General features: G+C 37.0%; 15 protein-coding genes. 9 read left to right on the top strand and 6 right to left on the bottom strand.

The features are described 5' to 3' along the window. Window positions 1-64 precede the first annotated feature (64 nt). From NMG86_RS14460 to NMG86_RS14445, 4 genes are all read left to right on the top strand, one after another. A complete protein-coding gene (locus NMG86_RS14460) occupies window positions 65-655 on the top strand; it encodes a thioredoxin family protein (RefSeq protein WP_026797932.1) in 591 nt (196 codons plus the stop codon). A 142-nt stretch (window positions 656-797) separates the two neighbouring features. Beyond that, window positions 798-1,748, top strand: a complete 951-nt coding sequence (locus NMG86_RS14455) for an ABC transporter ATP-binding protein (protein WP_026794225.1) — start codon at window positions 798-800, stop codon at window positions 1,746-1,748. A 40-nt stretch (window positions 1,749-1,788) separates the two neighbouring features. Beyond that, window positions 1,789-3,561, top strand: a complete 1,773-nt coding sequence (locus NMG86_RS14450) for an ABC transporter permease (protein WP_026786373.1) — start codon at window positions 1,789-1,791, stop codon at window positions 3,559-3,561. A 409-nt stretch (window positions 3,562-3,970) separates the two neighbouring features. After that, a complete protein-coding gene (locus NMG86_RS14445) occupies window positions 3,971-4,975 on the top strand; it encodes a phosphoribulokinase (RefSeq protein WP_026794224.1) in 1,005 nt (334 codons plus the stop codon). A 162-nt stretch (window positions 4,976-5,137) separates the two neighbouring features. On the opposite strand, the gene NMG86_RS14440 is transcribed toward NMG86_RS14445, so the two are convergent. The 3 genes from NMG86_RS14440 to NMG86_RS14430 all read right to left on the bottom strand — a co-directional run bounded on the left by NMG86_RS14440 (window position 5,138) and on the right by NMG86_RS14430 (window position 7,067). Beyond that, window positions 5,138-5,470, bottom strand: a complete 333-nt coding sequence (locus tag NMG86_RS14440; protein WP_141296350.1) for a hypothetical protein — start codon at window positions 5,468-5,470, stop codon at window positions 5,138-5,140. Between the two features lie 308 nt (window positions 5,471-5,778). Then, a complete protein-coding gene (locus NMG86_RS14435) occupies window positions 5,779-6,174 on the bottom strand; it encodes a DUF3119 family protein (RefSeq protein WP_026797931.1) in 396 nt (131 codons plus the stop codon). Between the two features lie 101 nt (window positions 6,175-6,275). Further along, window positions 6,276-7,067 carry an MlaE family lipid ABC transporter permease subunit gene (locus tag NMG86_RS14430; RefSeq protein WP_026786380.1) on the bottom strand — a complete coding sequence of 264 codons (792 nt, stop codon included), beginning with the start codon at window positions 7,065-7,067 and terminating at the stop codon, window positions 6,276-6,278. A gap of 170 nt (window positions 7,068-7,237) precedes the next feature. Between NMG86_RS14430 and NMG86_RS14425 the strand changes: the two genes are divergently transcribed. The 5 genes from NMG86_RS14425 to NMG86_RS14405 all read left to right on the top strand — a co-directional run bounded on the left by NMG86_RS14425 (window position 7,238) and on the right by NMG86_RS14405 (window position 11,308). Further along, entirely contained in the window at window positions 7,238-7,600 is a 363-nt protein-coding gene (locus NMG86_RS14425) for a hypothetical protein (RefSeq protein ID WP_306439104.1), read from the top strand. Window positions 7,601-7,887: 287 nt separating this feature from the next. Beyond that, a complete protein-coding gene (locus NMG86_RS14420) occupies window positions 7,888-8,169 on the top strand; it encodes a hypothetical protein (protein WP_026786382.1) in 282 nt (93 codons plus the stop codon). Between the two features lie 24 nt (window positions 8,170-8,193). Continuing rightward, on the top strand, window positions 8,194-9,549 hold the full coding sequence (locus NMG86_RS14415; protein ID WP_026797930.1) for an ELWxxDGT repeat protein: 1,356 nt from the start codon (window positions 8,194-8,196) through the stop codon (window positions 9,547-9,549). A gap of 64 nt (window positions 9,550-9,613) precedes the next feature. Further along, window positions 9,614-10,015 (top strand): fasciclin domain-containing protein, encoded by a 402-nt coding sequence (locus NMG86_RS14410; protein ID WP_026786384.1) that lies wholly within the window; start codon window positions 9,614-9,616, stop codon window positions 10,013-10,015. A 114-nt stretch (window positions 10,016-10,129) separates the two neighbouring features. Continuing rightward, window positions 10,130-11,308 (top strand): DNA cytosine methyltransferase, encoded by a 1,179-nt coding sequence (locus NMG86_RS14405; RefSeq protein WP_026797929.1) that lies wholly within the window; start codon window positions 10,130-10,132, stop codon window positions 11,306-11,308. A gap of 218 nt (window positions 11,309-11,526) precedes the next feature. Here the strand turns inward: NMG86_RS14405 and NMG86_RS14400 are convergent, their stop codons facing one another. The 3 genes from NMG86_RS14400 to NMG86_RS14390 all read right to left on the bottom strand — a co-directional run bounded on the left by NMG86_RS14400 (window position 11,527) and on the right by NMG86_RS14390 (window position 15,248). Then, window positions 11,527-12,819, bottom strand: coding sequence for a CO2 hydration protein (locus NMG86_RS14400; RefSeq protein ID WP_026797928.1), 1,293 nt, complete (start codon window positions 12,817-12,819; stop codon window positions 11,527-11,529). A gap of 116 nt (window positions 12,820-12,935) precedes the next feature. Next, on the bottom strand, window positions 12,936-14,426 hold the full coding sequence (locus NMG86_RS14395) for an NADH-quinone oxidoreductase subunit M (protein WP_026797927.1): 1,491 nt from the start codon (window positions 14,424-14,426) through the stop codon (window positions 12,936-12,938). 117 nt (window positions 14,427-14,543) lie between these two features. After that, a complete protein-coding gene (locus NMG86_RS14390) occupies window positions 14,544-15,248 on the bottom strand; it encodes a carbonic anhydrase (RefSeq protein WP_026797926.1) in 705 nt (234 codons plus the stop codon). Window positions 15,249-15,308: the final 60 nt, after the last annotated feature.

Genomic DNA, 15,308 nt, shown 5'->3' with positions numbered 1-15,308 from the left:
TTTGGTTCAAAATTTTGTTAAACTAAAATCATCAATAATAATTATCATCTTTGACAATATCAATATGAACGAAAACCCATTACATTCAACCCCATCAACCGAACCTTCTGATTTAGCCAAACGGATCAGAAACTTTTTAATTATTATCGCAGCTATGATTCTGAGTCTCTCGGTTTTCTTAGCAATTCGTAGCGAAGCCACTTCCACCTCCCTCCCTCAACTCGTGGAAGAATCAATTCCCCTAGATATTGCCTTGAATAATGGCAAACCAACCTTAATGGAATTTTATGCAAATTGGTGTACCAGTTGTCAAACCATGGCCCCAGAATTAAGCGAAATTAAACATAAATATTCGGAAAAACTCAATTTTGTGATGTTGAATGTCGATAATAGTAAATGGTTGCCAGAACTGCTAAAATATAGAGTTGATGGCATTCCTCATTTCGTTTATTTGAATCAAAAAGCCGAAACAATTGCCCAAACCATCGGCGAAATTCCTCGCCCGATTTTAGAAGCTAATTTAGAGTCTTTAATCGCAGAAAATCCCCTTCCCTATACCCAAGCCATCGGTCAAGTTTCGGCTTTTAATTCTCCCTTAAATATTGATCAATCTAGTAGCAGTGATCCTCGTTCCCATGGTGCTCAAGTTCAATAATTTATTTTCGATAAAAATTTGGAGTAGAGAGACGCGCCCTGGCACGTCTCTACGGATACCTTATTATTTCCGTAAATCGGTTAAAGTAGATTGTAGAGGGAATCTAAGTTAAAACTTCAAACTCAATTCTTCCTATATTCCTATGGCGAAAGAACTGGCAATTGAAACCCGTGGACTGACAAAAAGATTTGAGCGCCATCTGGCGGTTAATGATTTAGATTTACAAATTCCCATGGGAGAAGTCTATGGATTAATTGGGCCCAATGGAGCCGGAAAAACTACATTATTGCGGATGTTAGCAACCATAGAAGAACCCACAAAAGGGGAAATTTATATTAATGGAGAATTCGTATCACAGGATCATACCAATCCTAAAATCAAACAACGTTTAGGATATTTACCCGATGATTTTCCCCTTTATGATGATTTAACCGTTTGGGATTATTTAGATTACTTTGCTCGGTTATATTATCTGCGGGAACCTCGACGGAATCAACGAATTTATGAAGTCTTGGAAATTGTGCAGTTAACCCAAAAACGCAATCGTTTAATTTCCACCCTTTCCAGGGGAATGAAACAACGATTGAGTTTAGGACGCACCATTATTCATGAACCTTTATTACTCTTTCTTGATGAACCAGTATCTGGTTTAGATCCGATTGCCAGAATGCAGTTTCGAGAAATTATTAAAAGTTTACATGAAGCGGGAATGACGATTGTAATTTCTTCCCATGTATTAAGTGACTTGGAGGATTTTTGTAGCTATATTGGGATTATGGAATTGGGCTATTTAGTCGAAAGTTCATCAATACAGGACTTGTATAAACGTTTGAGTGTGCAGCATCTTTTGATTTCGACTTTGGGTAAAATGGAGATACTGATTGGGGAATTAAAACATCATCCTGGGGTAGAAAGTTGGGAAATTTTACACGGAAAACAACAGGTAAAAGTTCAATTTTCAGGAACAGAAAAAGATGCAGCAATATTATTGCGATCGCTAATTTCTGCCGAAGTTCCCTTAAGTGAATTTAATCGAGTTCAAGAAAATTTAGAATCTATTTTCTTAAAACTCGGACACAAACAAGCCTCTTAAAAACCATAAACAGTTCAATTTTATATAGGAATAAAGAGTTATGAGCCGTCTGTCTTTACCTCAATTTAAAGAGTGGAATCCCCAACTGGTTCGAGAATTTAAAGGTCGGTTTCAAGTTCGCAATATTCTGATAGCAATTGGAATTTCTATTCTTAGCCAAGTGATTCTATTTTTTAGCACCTTTGATAAATTTCCTGGGATGGAAAAGATCACTATTTCTAGCGGATACTGCACTTCTAAAAACCAATTGTATTATAAATATGAGCAACAATATTGGAAGATTCAAGATCAACTTAATGACTTTTATTTTACAGGAGACCGTTCTGTTTTAGAACAACAACTGAAAACCCTTGAAAAACTCAAAAATTCCTATTGTCCCCAAGATTTAATTGATTTTAATCGTTGGTTTACGGACTACTGGGCGAATATTTTTATTTGGATCAGTGTTTTAGCGGTTTTCAGCTTAATTGTTGTGGGAACCTATATGCTCATTAATGATTTAGCCACCGAAGAACGACGAGGAACCCTGAATTTTATTCGATTAAGTCCTCAATCGGCTCAGAGTATTTTAATCGGTAAATTATTAGGTGTACCGATTTTATTATATCTGGGAGTTTTCCTCACAATTCCCTTGCATTTATGGGCGGGAATTTCTGCTCATATTTCCCTCCTAGAAATTTTTAGTTTCTATGGTTTAACCCTAGCCAGTTGTGCCTTTTTTTATAGTTTTGCTTTGTTAATTGGAGTAACAACTAGCACCTGGTTACATGGGTTACAATCTTGGCTGGGTAGTGGAATCACTTTAATTTTTCTATTAACAGCTAATAGTAAACCTATTACCTCCGATGGTTACGATTGGCTGAATATATTCTCTCCCACCTGTCTACTTCGCTATTTAATTGACCAAACCGGAGATCATTACTTAAATTATCCCTTCAATCATGCCAATATTAGTCAATTACAATGGTTTGGATTAAATGTGGGAACCAATGGAGTTTCCCTCTTAGCATTAGCCTTACTTAATTATGGGTTTTTAACCTATTGGATTTGGCAAGCCTTAAAACGGAACTATCACCATCCCAATCTTCCCAGTTTAAGTAAAAAACAGAGTTACTTATTAACTCTAAATTTTACTCTTATGAGTTTAGGGTTTATCCTGTCTAAATTTGAAACAAACAATAGTTATTATGTGGGTATTTTCATTGGTAATATTTTCTTGATTTTGGGTTTAATATCAGCCCTATCTCCTCAACGACAAACCCTACAGGATTGGGTGCGATATCGACGGGAACGGAAAAAACATTGGTGGATGGATTTAGGAAAGGATTTAATTTGGGGTGAAAAAAGTCCTGCAACCGTGGCAATTTTGATTAATCTTTTGATTGCTTCTACAATTTGGATAATTACAATTTTCCTCGTAGCTAAACCCACGGAAAAAGGCGAAATGTTGTTAGCCATCGCCTTACATTGTAGTTTCATGCTGTTATGTGCCAGTATCGCTCAATTAATGGCAATGATGAAAACCCCGAAACGAACTTTATGGGCAACAAGTAGCGTATTAGGGGTGCTGATTGTCCCCCTATTATTTATTTTTGTGATGTTTTCCTACAAATCTGAATATTATTCGCCCTTTGTCTGGTCTGTTTTCTCATTTTTCTCGATTTCTTCAGTCCCGTTATCCTCAATTCTCATCAGCTTTGTCGGTCAAGGATTAATGATTATCCTGTGCAATTTGCAACTGACTCGATTGTTGAAAAAAGCTGGAGAATCAGAACTGAAAGCTCTAGTCAGGAATGAAAAAGGAATAACTTGATGAATATTGGATATAATCCCCACCTTCCCCGAATCTGTAATACGCCGTTGATTATCTTTTGTTGCGGTGTCGCCCGTCGGCCTTTTGCCCGTTGCCTTTTGCCCGTTGCCTTTTCCGGTGTTCCCTGAATTTTGGATAAAACTCAAATAGGATTGCCATATATTATAATTAATGCTTGTAGGGATGATCCCCTTCTGGTAAAATTAGAAACAAAAGTTAGTATTAAATACTTAGCTTGCCTAAGTGCCAGGCCTTTTGTCAGTTGGGAGTCCGTTCACTACGACAAAGTTGAGGTTTACTCCACCTTCGGATCAGGTGAAGACTCAACGGTGCTGGCATTGGTCAAGGTTTTAATGCTTTAAATTCAATGATCTTAAGTTGTCAACAGTTTCTTTTAGGGTAGAGGAAGATGGGAAATAAGCCGGATCGCGTGGTTTTAATTGGTGTTGCTGGAGATTCTGGGTGCGGAAAATCAACATTTTTACGTCGGATAACAGACATCTTTGGAAAAGATTTTGTGACGGTTATCTGTTTAGATGATTACCATTGTTTAGATCGTAAGCAACGCAAAGAAACTGGAATTACTGCTCTTGATCCTAGAGCTAATAATTTCGATTTAATGTATCAGCAAGTTAACGCTCTTAAAAACGGTATATCCATTGATAAACCCATTTATAATCATGAAACTGGCGAGTTAGATCCCCCCGAACGAATCGAGCCCAATCATATTATTGTGATTGAAGGATTGCACCCGTTATATGACGAAAGAGTGCGATCGCTGCTTGATTTTAGTGTTTATCTGGATATCAGCGACGAAGTTAAAATTTCGTGGAAAATTCAGCGCGATATGGCGGAACGGGGACATCGTTATGAAGATGTTTTGGCGGCAATTAATGCTCGTCGTCCTGATTTTGAAGCCTATATTGATCCCCAAAAGCAATATGCGGATGTGGTGGTTCAAATTCTACCCACTAACTTGATTGCTGAAGACAAGGAACACAAAGTTCTGCGGGTGCGTTTGGTACAGAAAGAAGGTGTGGAAGGACTCGAACCCTCCTACTTATTTGATCAAGGATCAACGATTTACTGGATACCTTGCGGACGTAAACTCACCTGTTCCTATCCGGGTCTAAAAATGTATTACGGCCCCGATAATTACTACGGAAATGAAGTGTCTATCCTCGAAGTTGATGGTCAATTCGATAACCTCGATGAAATGATCTACGTCGAAGGACACTTAAGCAACCTGTCTACGAAATATTATGGAGAGATGACCCACCTCCTCCGCGAACGCCAAGAGTATCCCGGTTCCAATAATGGTAGCGGATTATTCCAGGTGTTAGTTGGTCTGAAAATGCGGGCGACCTACGAGCGCTTAGTTGGTGCTAACGAAAAAGTTGCCGCTGCGGTCTAATTTTTAGCGGTTAGCTGTTCAATTAAACTCAGGTAACGCGGGATCGGCTAATCTCGCGTTATTTTTTATGTTTTTGCCCGTTGTTGCGCTTAAGCGCACCTCATGAATAAATTATATATAGGGGTAATTCATGAATTATCCCTACATATAACTGCTATACATTTAAACATTAGAGCGGTTTAAAAAATGTAAATCTAAAACTTTTTTAACGGAATTACTTAAGGTTTGAATTTGATTTTCTTCCAAGTTTTGAGCCGCATTGAGTTCAGGTTCAGATCCCATTTCTGTCAATTTAGAATTAATTTGAGGGTTGACATCACAAAACTCAATAATAGCTTCCGATATAGATTCAATTCGATCAGAATTCGATTCTGTCTCTGAGTTATCCAAAACCGCTTCTAATCGGGTTAAATCATTTAAAACTTCCGCCGAAAATAGTTCGGGTTTTTGGGTGACAATTTCAGAAAAAAAGGTAATCATCTGTTGAGATTTCATAGCAATCATTATCCTGACTAAGATTGACAAAGATATTTTAATCCTAGAGTATCAAAAATTGCTCAAAAATGCCAATCATAAGTTCCTCCGTTAGTCAAACCCGATCAGATTCAGACTTTCTTCCCCTAGCAAGATTGCCTATTTGCCATTTCTGGATTATGGAGCGTTTGCATAGGAAGCGATCGCTGCTATTTCTTTCTAACAACAAATACAACAACCTAGTTTTTGTAATAGGATAGCTTGTATTGACTGACTAATAAAGATTCTAGGGATTGACATCTCGGAGAGTGACAGAAGAGGGCTAATTGTTAATTCTGTTTTAAATTTCCACAATGTTGTTTTAAACAGGTTTCCAACAATTTAGCATCAAAAATAATCGGCAAAAAGTGAATGCTTTTAACTTCCCTAAAATAGAATAAAATTGGTACAGGAGTCCAGAAAATTTCCCAGTTTATCCAGTCTTGGTAAGGAAATCGACGCAGCAGTTTACCTGACCGATAAACGTCTAAATCCGTGGGGGTAAATTGTAGACGAATGAGGGCGGTTTGCACTAACAAAAATAGGGCAAAAATAGCGACTCCTAAACTCACCCATCTTTGAATTAAAAATAGGGGAAAAGCACTAATGAGCAGCACCATCGGAATTATATAATTCGGAGGTAACTCAACGATATTAGAAGTTTGGGTTGTGGGTGTTGTGGTCATTTGTTATTTTTGAGTCAAAAGCAGTTCAATCAATTTTACCAAAATTATCATCATTTTTGTGAATAGTACGGTTATTATCAGGAAAATATCCTAAAAATTTATCAACCCTTGACCGAGCTTCCCATCCCTTGAAACATAATCCAAGATAGGAAGAAATCAATGATAAAAATAGATAATAGGGCGGTGACAACGGCCGTTGTCGTGGACTGACCCACACCTTTTGCTCCTCCGGTGGTAGTTAATCCCCAACTGGTTCCAATAATGGCAATGGTCGCCCCAAAAACTAAGCCTTTAACTAACCCACTACAAACATCCCAAACTTGTAGAAAATTCCGTACTGAATCTAAAAAGACCGTTGAAGAAATATTGTACATAGTAGTAGAAATTAATAGACCCCCAGCTAATCCCGTAACTAAACAAATTACGGTTAAAATTGGTAACATCGAACAACAAGCAATTACCCTGGGAATTACTAAATAATCCACCGGGTCAGTTTTTAACATATAAAGGGCATCAATTTGTTCCGTGACCCGCATCGTGCCGATTTCCGCCGCAAAAGCCGAACATACCCGCCCAGCGACAATTACGGCTGTTAATACCGGACTAAGTTCCCTGGCCAGGGACAGGGCCAGAACTCCCCCGACAATATTCACCGCACCCAAAGCAACAAATTCCCGTGCTACTTGAATCGTGAACACCATCCCCACAAAACTAGCCGTGAGCAGAGCAATCATCAAGGATTCCGGGCCAACTATTACCATTTGTTCCAAAGTGTTACGACGGTGAATTTTTCCCTGGAGTAAATGCACCACCACTTGACCCGCCAATAATAGGGCGGCAATAAATCGCTGTAGCCAAAGTCCAAAGCTGGAACGAGTTTTAGAATTGCTCAAGGGAATAACAACTGTATAAAGTTCAACCGATAACTAGAAATATACAAATCTTCAACAAGATTTATGAAGCCTAAATCTTAATTTTTTTTACTTTATATTTAAGATTTCTCACAGATTCGATTAAAATCAGCGATCGCTCCTATCTTAGAAGTTGATAGGCTAGATTTTCCATGATCTCCAATCTAACTGAAGTCAACGGCACTCGCAAACAAGCTGAAGATAGCCGATCTCCTTTGGACAAATTTATGAGTATTTTGCCCCATTTCCTTCGTTCTTTGTTACTAGCAATTACCTTTAGTTTCATCGCCCCGCTCTTATTGATTGCCGTGGGATTAATCACTTTTGTCCTGATGAGTCACCTCCCTATTATACAAAATTTAGGGACGTTAGGCTGTCACCAAATGCTCAAATTTCTTGCCACCTTTGGCGATGGACATCCCTTGCAAGGTTGTTTGGTTATTGCTCTAACCTTTAGTTTAGTGGGTGGGTTATTTGATACCTATGCTTGCTGTCAAAACTTCCGTAGCAATTAAAATTTACAATTATTAATATTTGATTATAAAACTAGGCTGGAAAGATTAATATACGGATTCAATTCGTATATTAATAATAGTTGATAAATAAATATATATCTCAATAATTTATTGAAGAAATGATTAAGAAAAGAACAATCCCATTTTGAGAAAGTTATACTTGTTAAGTATATATACTCAATAGTAATATAAACAGGTTCATCTGCTTGGAAAGACTCCTAGGAAGTCATATTTTTACCCAACCCTTTCACAAAATAACTTAGAACTGTAAAAAGGAGCATAATTGTATGTCAACGGTTCAAGATTTAACCATTATTTCTCCTTGGAAAGCCGAACTCGTTAAAGATATTTTTCCTGGAGAGTTTGACCTTTCTGCATCTAACTTAAAAAATTTCAACAACACCCTCTATTTTCAACCCTATCAAACTAAATCTTATTTTCCTTCAGTCAAGGAACAGTTGTGGAAAAGTGATGGTACGGAAGCAGGTACAAATTTAGTTAAAGATCAAGGTTCATCTTATTACCGTTCTTCAGCCTTGAAAGTAGATAATAACACCCTATATTTTTAAGTCATCAATCTAGATCCTAGCACAATGACCTCAAGCTTGCAGTTGTGGAAAACCGATGGTACAGATACAGGAGTTCAGTTAGTTAAAGACTTGGGAAGTTACTGGAATATCAGGAATTTTACTCCCATTGAGAACAGCCTTTATTTTACTACAGTAGGCTCCTCCTATGATGAGAATCAGTTATGGAAAACAGATGGTACAGAAGCGGGAACAACCTTAGTTAAAGATTTCGGCCATACTATATCTAATTTCAGAGAAATTAACAACGTTTTGTATTTAGATGTTAATAACGACAAGAACGTTTTGCATATAGATCTTGCTACCATTAACCTTCCCTCTGCGTTTCAGTTGTGGAAAACCGATGGTACAGAAGCAGGAATAACCTTGGTTAAAGACTTTGGTGATTCAATATTTTGTGATACTTCTGAAAATAACACAGCCATTATCAATAATACCTTATACTTTGAAGTGAATAGTCAATATTCGCCAGAGGTTCCCGTAAATTATCAACTCTGGCAAAGTGATGGAACTAATACGGGAACAACTGTCGTTAAAGATTTTGGCAACATCAGAGATATTAATAAATTTTGGGGAGAAGTCAACAATACTTTTTACTTTTCAGTATCCGTCTCCCCCTCAGAAAATAACAATAAAACAACCTATGAATTATGGAAAAGTGATGGCACAAATGCCGGAACAACCTTAGTTCAAGACTTAGGAAATTATTCTCCAGATTACTTAACAACAGTCAACAATACCTTGTATTTTTTTCGGAATGATTATGACTCTCTTACCAAGATATCCAACAATCAGTTATGGAAAATAGATGGAAATAATGGCAATATTAGTTTAATCAAAGATGTGGGAGATTTATCAATTGAGGACTGGGAAACTATTGACAATAACTTGTATTTTCAAATATCAAAATACGACGATAATACCAAGATATCAACGGCTCAGTTGTGGAAAACTGATGGTACAGAAATCGGGACAACATTAGTCAAAGATTTTCCTAATACCAGTTTCCCTATTAACAACGAAAAATTACAATCCATCAATAACATCCTTTATTTTCAATTAACTGATCCAACTTATGGTACAGAATTATGGATGAGTAATGGTACAGAAACAGGTACAATGATGGTAGCAGATATTAACCCAGGAAAAGGAAGTTCTAATCCTTCCATTCCCGTTGATGTGAATAATACACTTTATTTACTCGCTGATGATGGCATACATGGCAATGAATTATGGAAATTAACCCCGACCCAATTAGGAAGTGATGTTAAGAGTTTAGCCATGAGTAATCTCAAGTTAATGTCTGAAGTCAACAGCACTTATCAATTGCCAAATTTTTCTAATTCTAGCAATGGTTTCTAATTTTGTTCAAAATTCGTTTACCATTTTTGGAGGAACTCTTTTTTAATTAGGTTAAATTTGTTCAATGGCAGATATTGTTGATATTGCTGTAAGTGCGGGTTCATTTACAACCCTGGTAGCCGCTGTTCAAGCCGCAGGTTTAGTGGAAGCATTAAAAAGTCCTGGCCCTTTTACTGTGTTTGCACCCAATGACGAAGCGTTTGCAAAACTTCCCCCTGGAACAGTACAAACCTTAGTTCAAAATCCACCGCAGTTAGCCAGAATCCTAAAATTTCATGTAGTTTCGGGTAAACTAGCAAAAGCCGATTTAGAAAAATTAGGTTCTGTTACTTCTTTGGAAGGTTCACCAATTCCTATTAACTGTTCCGATGGTTTTGAAGTCAAAAATGCCACGGTACTTGCACCAGATATTGAAGCGGATAACGGCATTATTCATGTCATTGATACCGTGATTTTAATGGGTTAATTGATTAGGAAAAATAACCCGTAGGGGCGAGGTCTCCTCGCCCAAAACATGGGTATTAAATTAATCAAAAAATCTCTATCAAGATTACTAATTATTAATCAAGGAGAATAAAATTTGAGTCGGTTTAAAAAACAGACGGCGGTTGAATTGTTTGCTGGAATTGGTGGTTTTCATTTAGGGTTAGAAGCTAGTCAAATTCAAACTATTTGGGCTAATGATATCAATGAATTGTGTTGTCAAGTTTATCAAAGCAATTTTGGTAAAAATTCAATCGTATTAGGGGATATTCAAAATATCAATATATCGGATATTCCTGACCATGATTTATTAACCGCAGGATTTCCCTGTCAACCTTTTAGTTCCGCAGGTAAAAAATTAGGAATTCGAGATCAAGTTCGCGGAACCCTATTTGAACGAATTATAGAAATTATAGATACTAAAAAACCACAGTATTTTTTACTAGAGAACGTCAAACGTATTTTAACGATGGAACAGGGACACCATTTTAAAGTAATTTTAAATGCTTTAGCATCTCTTAATTATTTAATTGAATGGCGAATTATTAGTCCGATTAATTTTGGTATTCCTCAAAATCGTGAGCGGATTTTTATTTTTGGAACTCGTTGTAAATCTGATTTAAACCTGATAAATTTAGCAGATAATTTAATCTTTTTAAATCAAAATGAGACAGAATACTTGAATTTTGATTTAGAAAATATAGATAAATACTTATCCCCTATTTTAGATTTAAAGATTAAAAACCATCCTTGGGGAATTGCTTATCAAAATAAAATGTATAGTCAATCTATTCCCCCATTTCCTAATCTCTATCCACCAGTAAAATTAAAAAATATTCTTCAATTAGAATCAGAAGTTGAACCGCAATTTGATTTTACCACAGATACTTTAGAACGAATTAAAAACAGTCAAGCAGTCAACCGCTATTATAATGGCGTAGAAATTTTATATAACCAAGATGGAGGTGCAAGGTTAGGATATACTATTTTTGGTGTTAATGGAGTTGCTTCTACCCTGACTGCATCGACCTCAAGACATTATGAAAGATATCAAATTGGTAATAAATTTAGACGACTAACTCCAATAGAATATGCCCGTTTAATGGGATTTCCTGACAATTGGTGTCAAGCAGCTAAAACTTACGATCAATATGCTTTATTTGGAAATGCTGTTGTTCCTATTTGTATTCAATGGATTTGTCAGAGAATTGGTAAAAAAAATATAGCAATTCTCCCTCAAAAATATCAACAATTAACTTTATTTAATTATTCTTAGTGTCTTAAGCTGTTGTGCATTTAAACTGTATATTCCAGCGAGCGAGGACGCTCGCACTGCATAAGCTTCAAGATTTCTGCATGACCAATTTAGATGCTGAACAGCTTAGTGCCTTTGTGGTTTATTCAAAAATTCCCCATACATCATTTAGGAATCGAGGGTGTAGAAAATTTAATGTAATAAACATTAAACAACTAATCCTACACCCTACACCCAACTTAACGATAATCAGAGCTTTGAATATCTCTTAATCGTGCTTCAGGACGTTTAAATCGATCTAATTGACCTTCAAAAAATTGACGATTTGCCATCAAATGTTTAGGATTTTTATCATCTAAAGGATATAGTAAAGCTGTCCGCAACGCTTGAATTACCGCAGAAGTGACACAATACATTGACCGTTGGAAACTATTCGCCAACTGAATCAACATATCATCCTCACCTCGACAATGTTTTTGGTAATATTCGACTAAATAATTAGGCAAGAAATGTAACATATCTTGCATTAATAATGTGGGAGGAATTCCCGCAGTCCCAACGGGGAAAATATCAGCATAAAGAATCCCATAATGGAAGTCATTTTGATCATTAGGAACTTGCTGGGCTTGAGCATTATAGGATTTAGTTCCTCGGAAGGGAGATGTGCGATAAAACACCGCTTCAACGTAGGGTAATGCTGCCTCATATAACCACATAAACCCTTTAGATTTGGGGATAATTTCATAGCATTTCCCATCAATATAAACATGATGATAAATAGGTCGTCCGGCAATGGCAAAAATTCCATTAACAAGAAAATTCATCGCTTCAGGAACACTGGTAATTTTGCCTTCATCATACAAATCACTCATTTCAAAAAACACAGGCGCCATCACTTCCCAGAATAGTCCTAAATTACTATAATAGGACATCATTTTAACCTGTTCTAAGAATAAATCAGGGAATAGTTTATATAATCCCATCATCATTGGATTTTTCTTAAAATAGGCTTTAATAGCTTTATCGGCATTAGTTTTATATTCATCGGTATCTAAATATGGATCAAATTGTCCTCCCATATCTCGATGCCAAAACATTGCTTGCATACAAGCTTCTGCAAATTCCATATTCACCCGATCATGCCATAAATGATGCAATAGTTTTGGCATTTTTGTGGTTTCACCCTTTTCTATAAAGGCTAATAATTCCGGGTGTGTTGTTGCTTCTCCTCGCCAAATTCTTAAATCAGCATCATCGCCAGCATAATGATTATGTAGGTCTAAATATTCTTGAGGAATGAAGTATTTTAAAAATGGTAAAGGATTTAAAAACACCTGTTCTGCAATATAAAGTAAATCCCGCCAATAGAAATCCATGGGTACTGCATAGGCTTTATAAATCCCGATAATTTGCATTAAGTTTTCTGGGGTATCGGGTAACATTGCTCCCCCGGCTTCTAAGCGGTGAATAATCTGGGAAAATTCATGGGTTGAGGGAGGTAATTTTGTTTGAGATAAAGTTGCTGTTGTCATGATTTTTTTTGGTTTTAATTGTTGTTAAAAATTGGGATAGGGCGGGTTTAGTTGGGTTGATAGTGGGTTCAGAAAGATTGATTTTAACTTGATTTTAACCCGCCCCTACGGGTTTATTATTTAATAGCGACTTGGGTAGGAACCGATTGATTTAAGGCAATAACCATGGCTTGGGCGGTGGGTTCCATCCATCGAAATAACCAAGTAGGTTGTATCCCCAGAATGAAAATAAATGCGGCTAAAATTAATGCGGGAGCTTGTTCTGAGAAGGTAACTTTGGGATAATAAGCTAATTTATTATCCAGTTTACCAAAACAAGTTCGGTTGAGGAGAATCACGAAATAAACAGCCGTTAAACCGGAGGCAATAATACACAATAAACTGTGAATTGGGAAGACCGAAAATGTGCCTTGAAAGACGGGAAACTCGGCGACAAATCCCACTAAACCAGGGATGCCAGCACTCGCCATTCCTGCCATAATTAATAAAGCACTGGTTAGGGGTAAACCGCGAACTGGGTTCATTAAACCATTGAGAATATTTAAGTCCCTGGTTCCGACTTTTTCTTCTACAATTCCGACTAATTGAAATAGAATAGCCAAGATTAAACCGTGGGCTACCATTTGAGCAATTGCCCCAATTAAACTTAATTCATTCGCAGCAGCAGCCGCCACTAAAATATAACCCATGTGGCCGATAGAACTATAGGCTACCATGCGTTTAATATCCTGTTGAGCAATAGCGGTTAAGGCTCCATATAACACACTAATTACCCCAATTGTTGCTAGGGTAGGACTAACAATATGCCAAGCTTCAGGAAACAGTTGTAAACCAAAACGAATTAAACCATAGGCTCCTAATTTTGCTAAAATTCCTCCTAATAAAATTGTCACGGGGGGAGAAGATTCGACATAGGCATCGGGTAACCAAGTATGCAGGGGAACTAGGGGAATTTTGATCCCAAATCCTAATAGTAAAACCGTGAGTAAAATTAACTGAGTCGTTAATTCAAAGTTCTGAGTTTGAATGGCAGAATAATCAAAACTTCCGGCATCACTTAACCACGCCATACCTAAAAATCCGGCTAGAATTAGAATCCCAGAAAGGGCGGTATAAATCAGAAATTTCATCCCTGCATAGGCACGTTTTTCGCTACCCCAGATGCTAATTAAAAGATAAATGGGGATTAATTCTAATTCATAGAATAAAACAAACAGGAGTAAGTTTTGAGATAAAAAGGCTCCAGCAATTGCCGCATTTACCAATAAAATCATGGCGTAATAGAGGCGAGGACGCTCCAAATTTTTGTGACTACTGGCAATGACAATAAAGGTTAAAACCCCGCTTAAACCGATTAAGGGAAAGGATAAACCATCTATTCCTAAACTATAGGATAGTCCTAATTGGGGAATCCAAGCTAAATATTCTTGCAATTGGAAATTAGGATTGGTTAAATCAAAATCAAAGCTGAGTTTTATTGTCCAAATTAAAATCACACCTGTGATTGCTAAAGCAATGGAACGAACTTGAGAAGCCGACAATTGTTTAGGTAAGAGTCCAATTAATAGAACTGCCAAAACTGGAATAATAATTAAAGCACTCAACATAAGTTTAGGTTGGGAAGAATAGGGATATTTAAGTTAACCAATGACTCAATTTTTTAGAAATTAGCAAGTTTATCAAAGTTTTAGATGATTTGTTTGATAAACTTGCTGAAGGTAGCTTTAAGCCACAACTTTTATCATTCCGGTTTCTAAGTTATAGTAGCCTCCTGCTATTTTTAATTTCCCGTCTTTAATTAATTGAGAAATAACTGGAGAAGCCTGTAAACGACTAATTCCTAATTTGACATTAGCAATAGTCGATTCTTCTAAAGTTTGATTAGGCTTGATCGCCGGTTTAATTGCATCTAAAATACTGGCAATTTGACCGGGAACTGCATTGCCAGCAATAGTGGCTTTGACCGCCCCGCAACTTTGATGCCCAATCACCATAAGGACTTTTGCCCCTAACACTAATGTTCCAAATTCAAGACTACCAATTTCTTCTGGAGTAGCAATATTTCCAGCATTTCTAACTACGAATAAATCTCCAAAACCTCGGTCAAAAATAATTTCCGCAGGCACACGGGAATCTGCACAACTGAGAATAGATGCAAAGGGGGCTTGTCCTTGGGCCACTTCTTGAACTCTGGTTAGGGTTTGATTAGGACTTTTTCGTTTATTTTCGATAAACCGTTGGTTTCCTTCTAACAGTTGTTTTAAGGCTTCTTCGGGGGTAATATTGTTCTGGGCAACGGCGGGTTGAGGTTTGAACAAACTTACTTTTGTTCCTAGCCCGGCAGTTAAAGCCGCAGTTCCCGCTACTCCTGCACCAAATTTTAATAAATTCCGACGGGAGATGGTTAAGTTTTGTTGAGTTTTGTCCATGACTTTTTCACCTTGAGTTGATAGATAATTAATCCTTTGGATGGATTATAGAGGAAAATT

The organism is Planktothrix rubescens CCAP 1459/22, from assembly GCA_904830895.1.
Classification (GTDB): Bacteria; Cyanobacteriota; Cyanobacteriia; order Cyanobacteriales; family Microcoleaceae; genus Planktothrix; species Planktothrix agardhii.
This window is presented reverse-complemented; position numbering and strand designations above follow the sequence as displayed.

Bases quoted from the DNA above. Each gene is read 5' to 3' on its own strand.
- NMG86_RS14445 (WP_026794224.1), top strand. From the start codon at position 3,971: ATGGGAAATAAGCCGGATCGCGTGGTTTTAATTGGTGTTGCTGGAGAT.
- NMG86_RS14450 (WP_026786373.1), top strand. From the start codon at position 1,789: ATGAGCCGTCTGTCTTTACCTCAATTTAAAGAGTGGAATCCCCAACTG.
- NMG86_RS14390 (WP_026797926.1), bottom strand. From the start codon at position 15,248: ATGGACAAAACTCAACAAAACTTAACCATCTCCCGTCGGAATTTATTA.
- NMG86_RS14435 (WP_026797931.1), bottom strand. From the start codon at position 6,174: ATGACCACAACACCCACAACCCAAACTTCTAATATCGTTGAGTTACCT.
- NMG86_RS14425 (WP_306439104.1), top strand. From the start codon at position 7,238: ATGATCTCCAATCTAACTGAAGTCAACGGCACTCGCAAACAAGCTGAA.
- NMG86_RS14395 (WP_026797927.1), bottom strand. From the start codon at position 14,426: ATGTTGAGTGCTTTAATTATTATTCCAGTTTTGGCAGTTCTATTAATT.
- NMG86_RS14410 (WP_026786384.1), top strand. From the start codon at position 9,614: ATGGCAGATATTGTTGATATTGCTGTAAGTGCGGGTTCATTTACAACC.
- NMG86_RS14440 (WP_141296350.1), bottom strand. From the start codon at position 5,470: ATGAAATCTCAACAGATGATTACCTTTTTTTCTGAAATTGTCACCCAA.
- NMG86_RS14415 (WP_026797930.1), top strand. From the start codon at position 8,194: ATGACCTCAAGCTTGCAGTTGTGGAAAACCGATGGTACAGATACAGGA.
- NMG86_RS14400 (WP_026797928.1), bottom strand. From the start codon at position 12,819: ATGACAACAGCAACTTTATCTCAAACAAAATTACCTCCCTCAACCCAT.
- NMG86_RS14420 (WP_026786382.1), top strand. From the start codon at position 7,888: ATGTCAACGGTTCAAGATTTAACCATTATTTCTCCTTGGAAAGCCGAA.
- NMG86_RS14460 (WP_026797932.1), top strand. From the start codon at position 65: ATGAACGAAAACCCATTACATTCAACCCCATCAACCGAACCTTCTGAT.
- NMG86_RS14455 (WP_026794225.1), top strand. From the start codon at position 798: ATGGCGAAAGAACTGGCAATTGAAACCCGTGGACTGACAAAAAGATTT.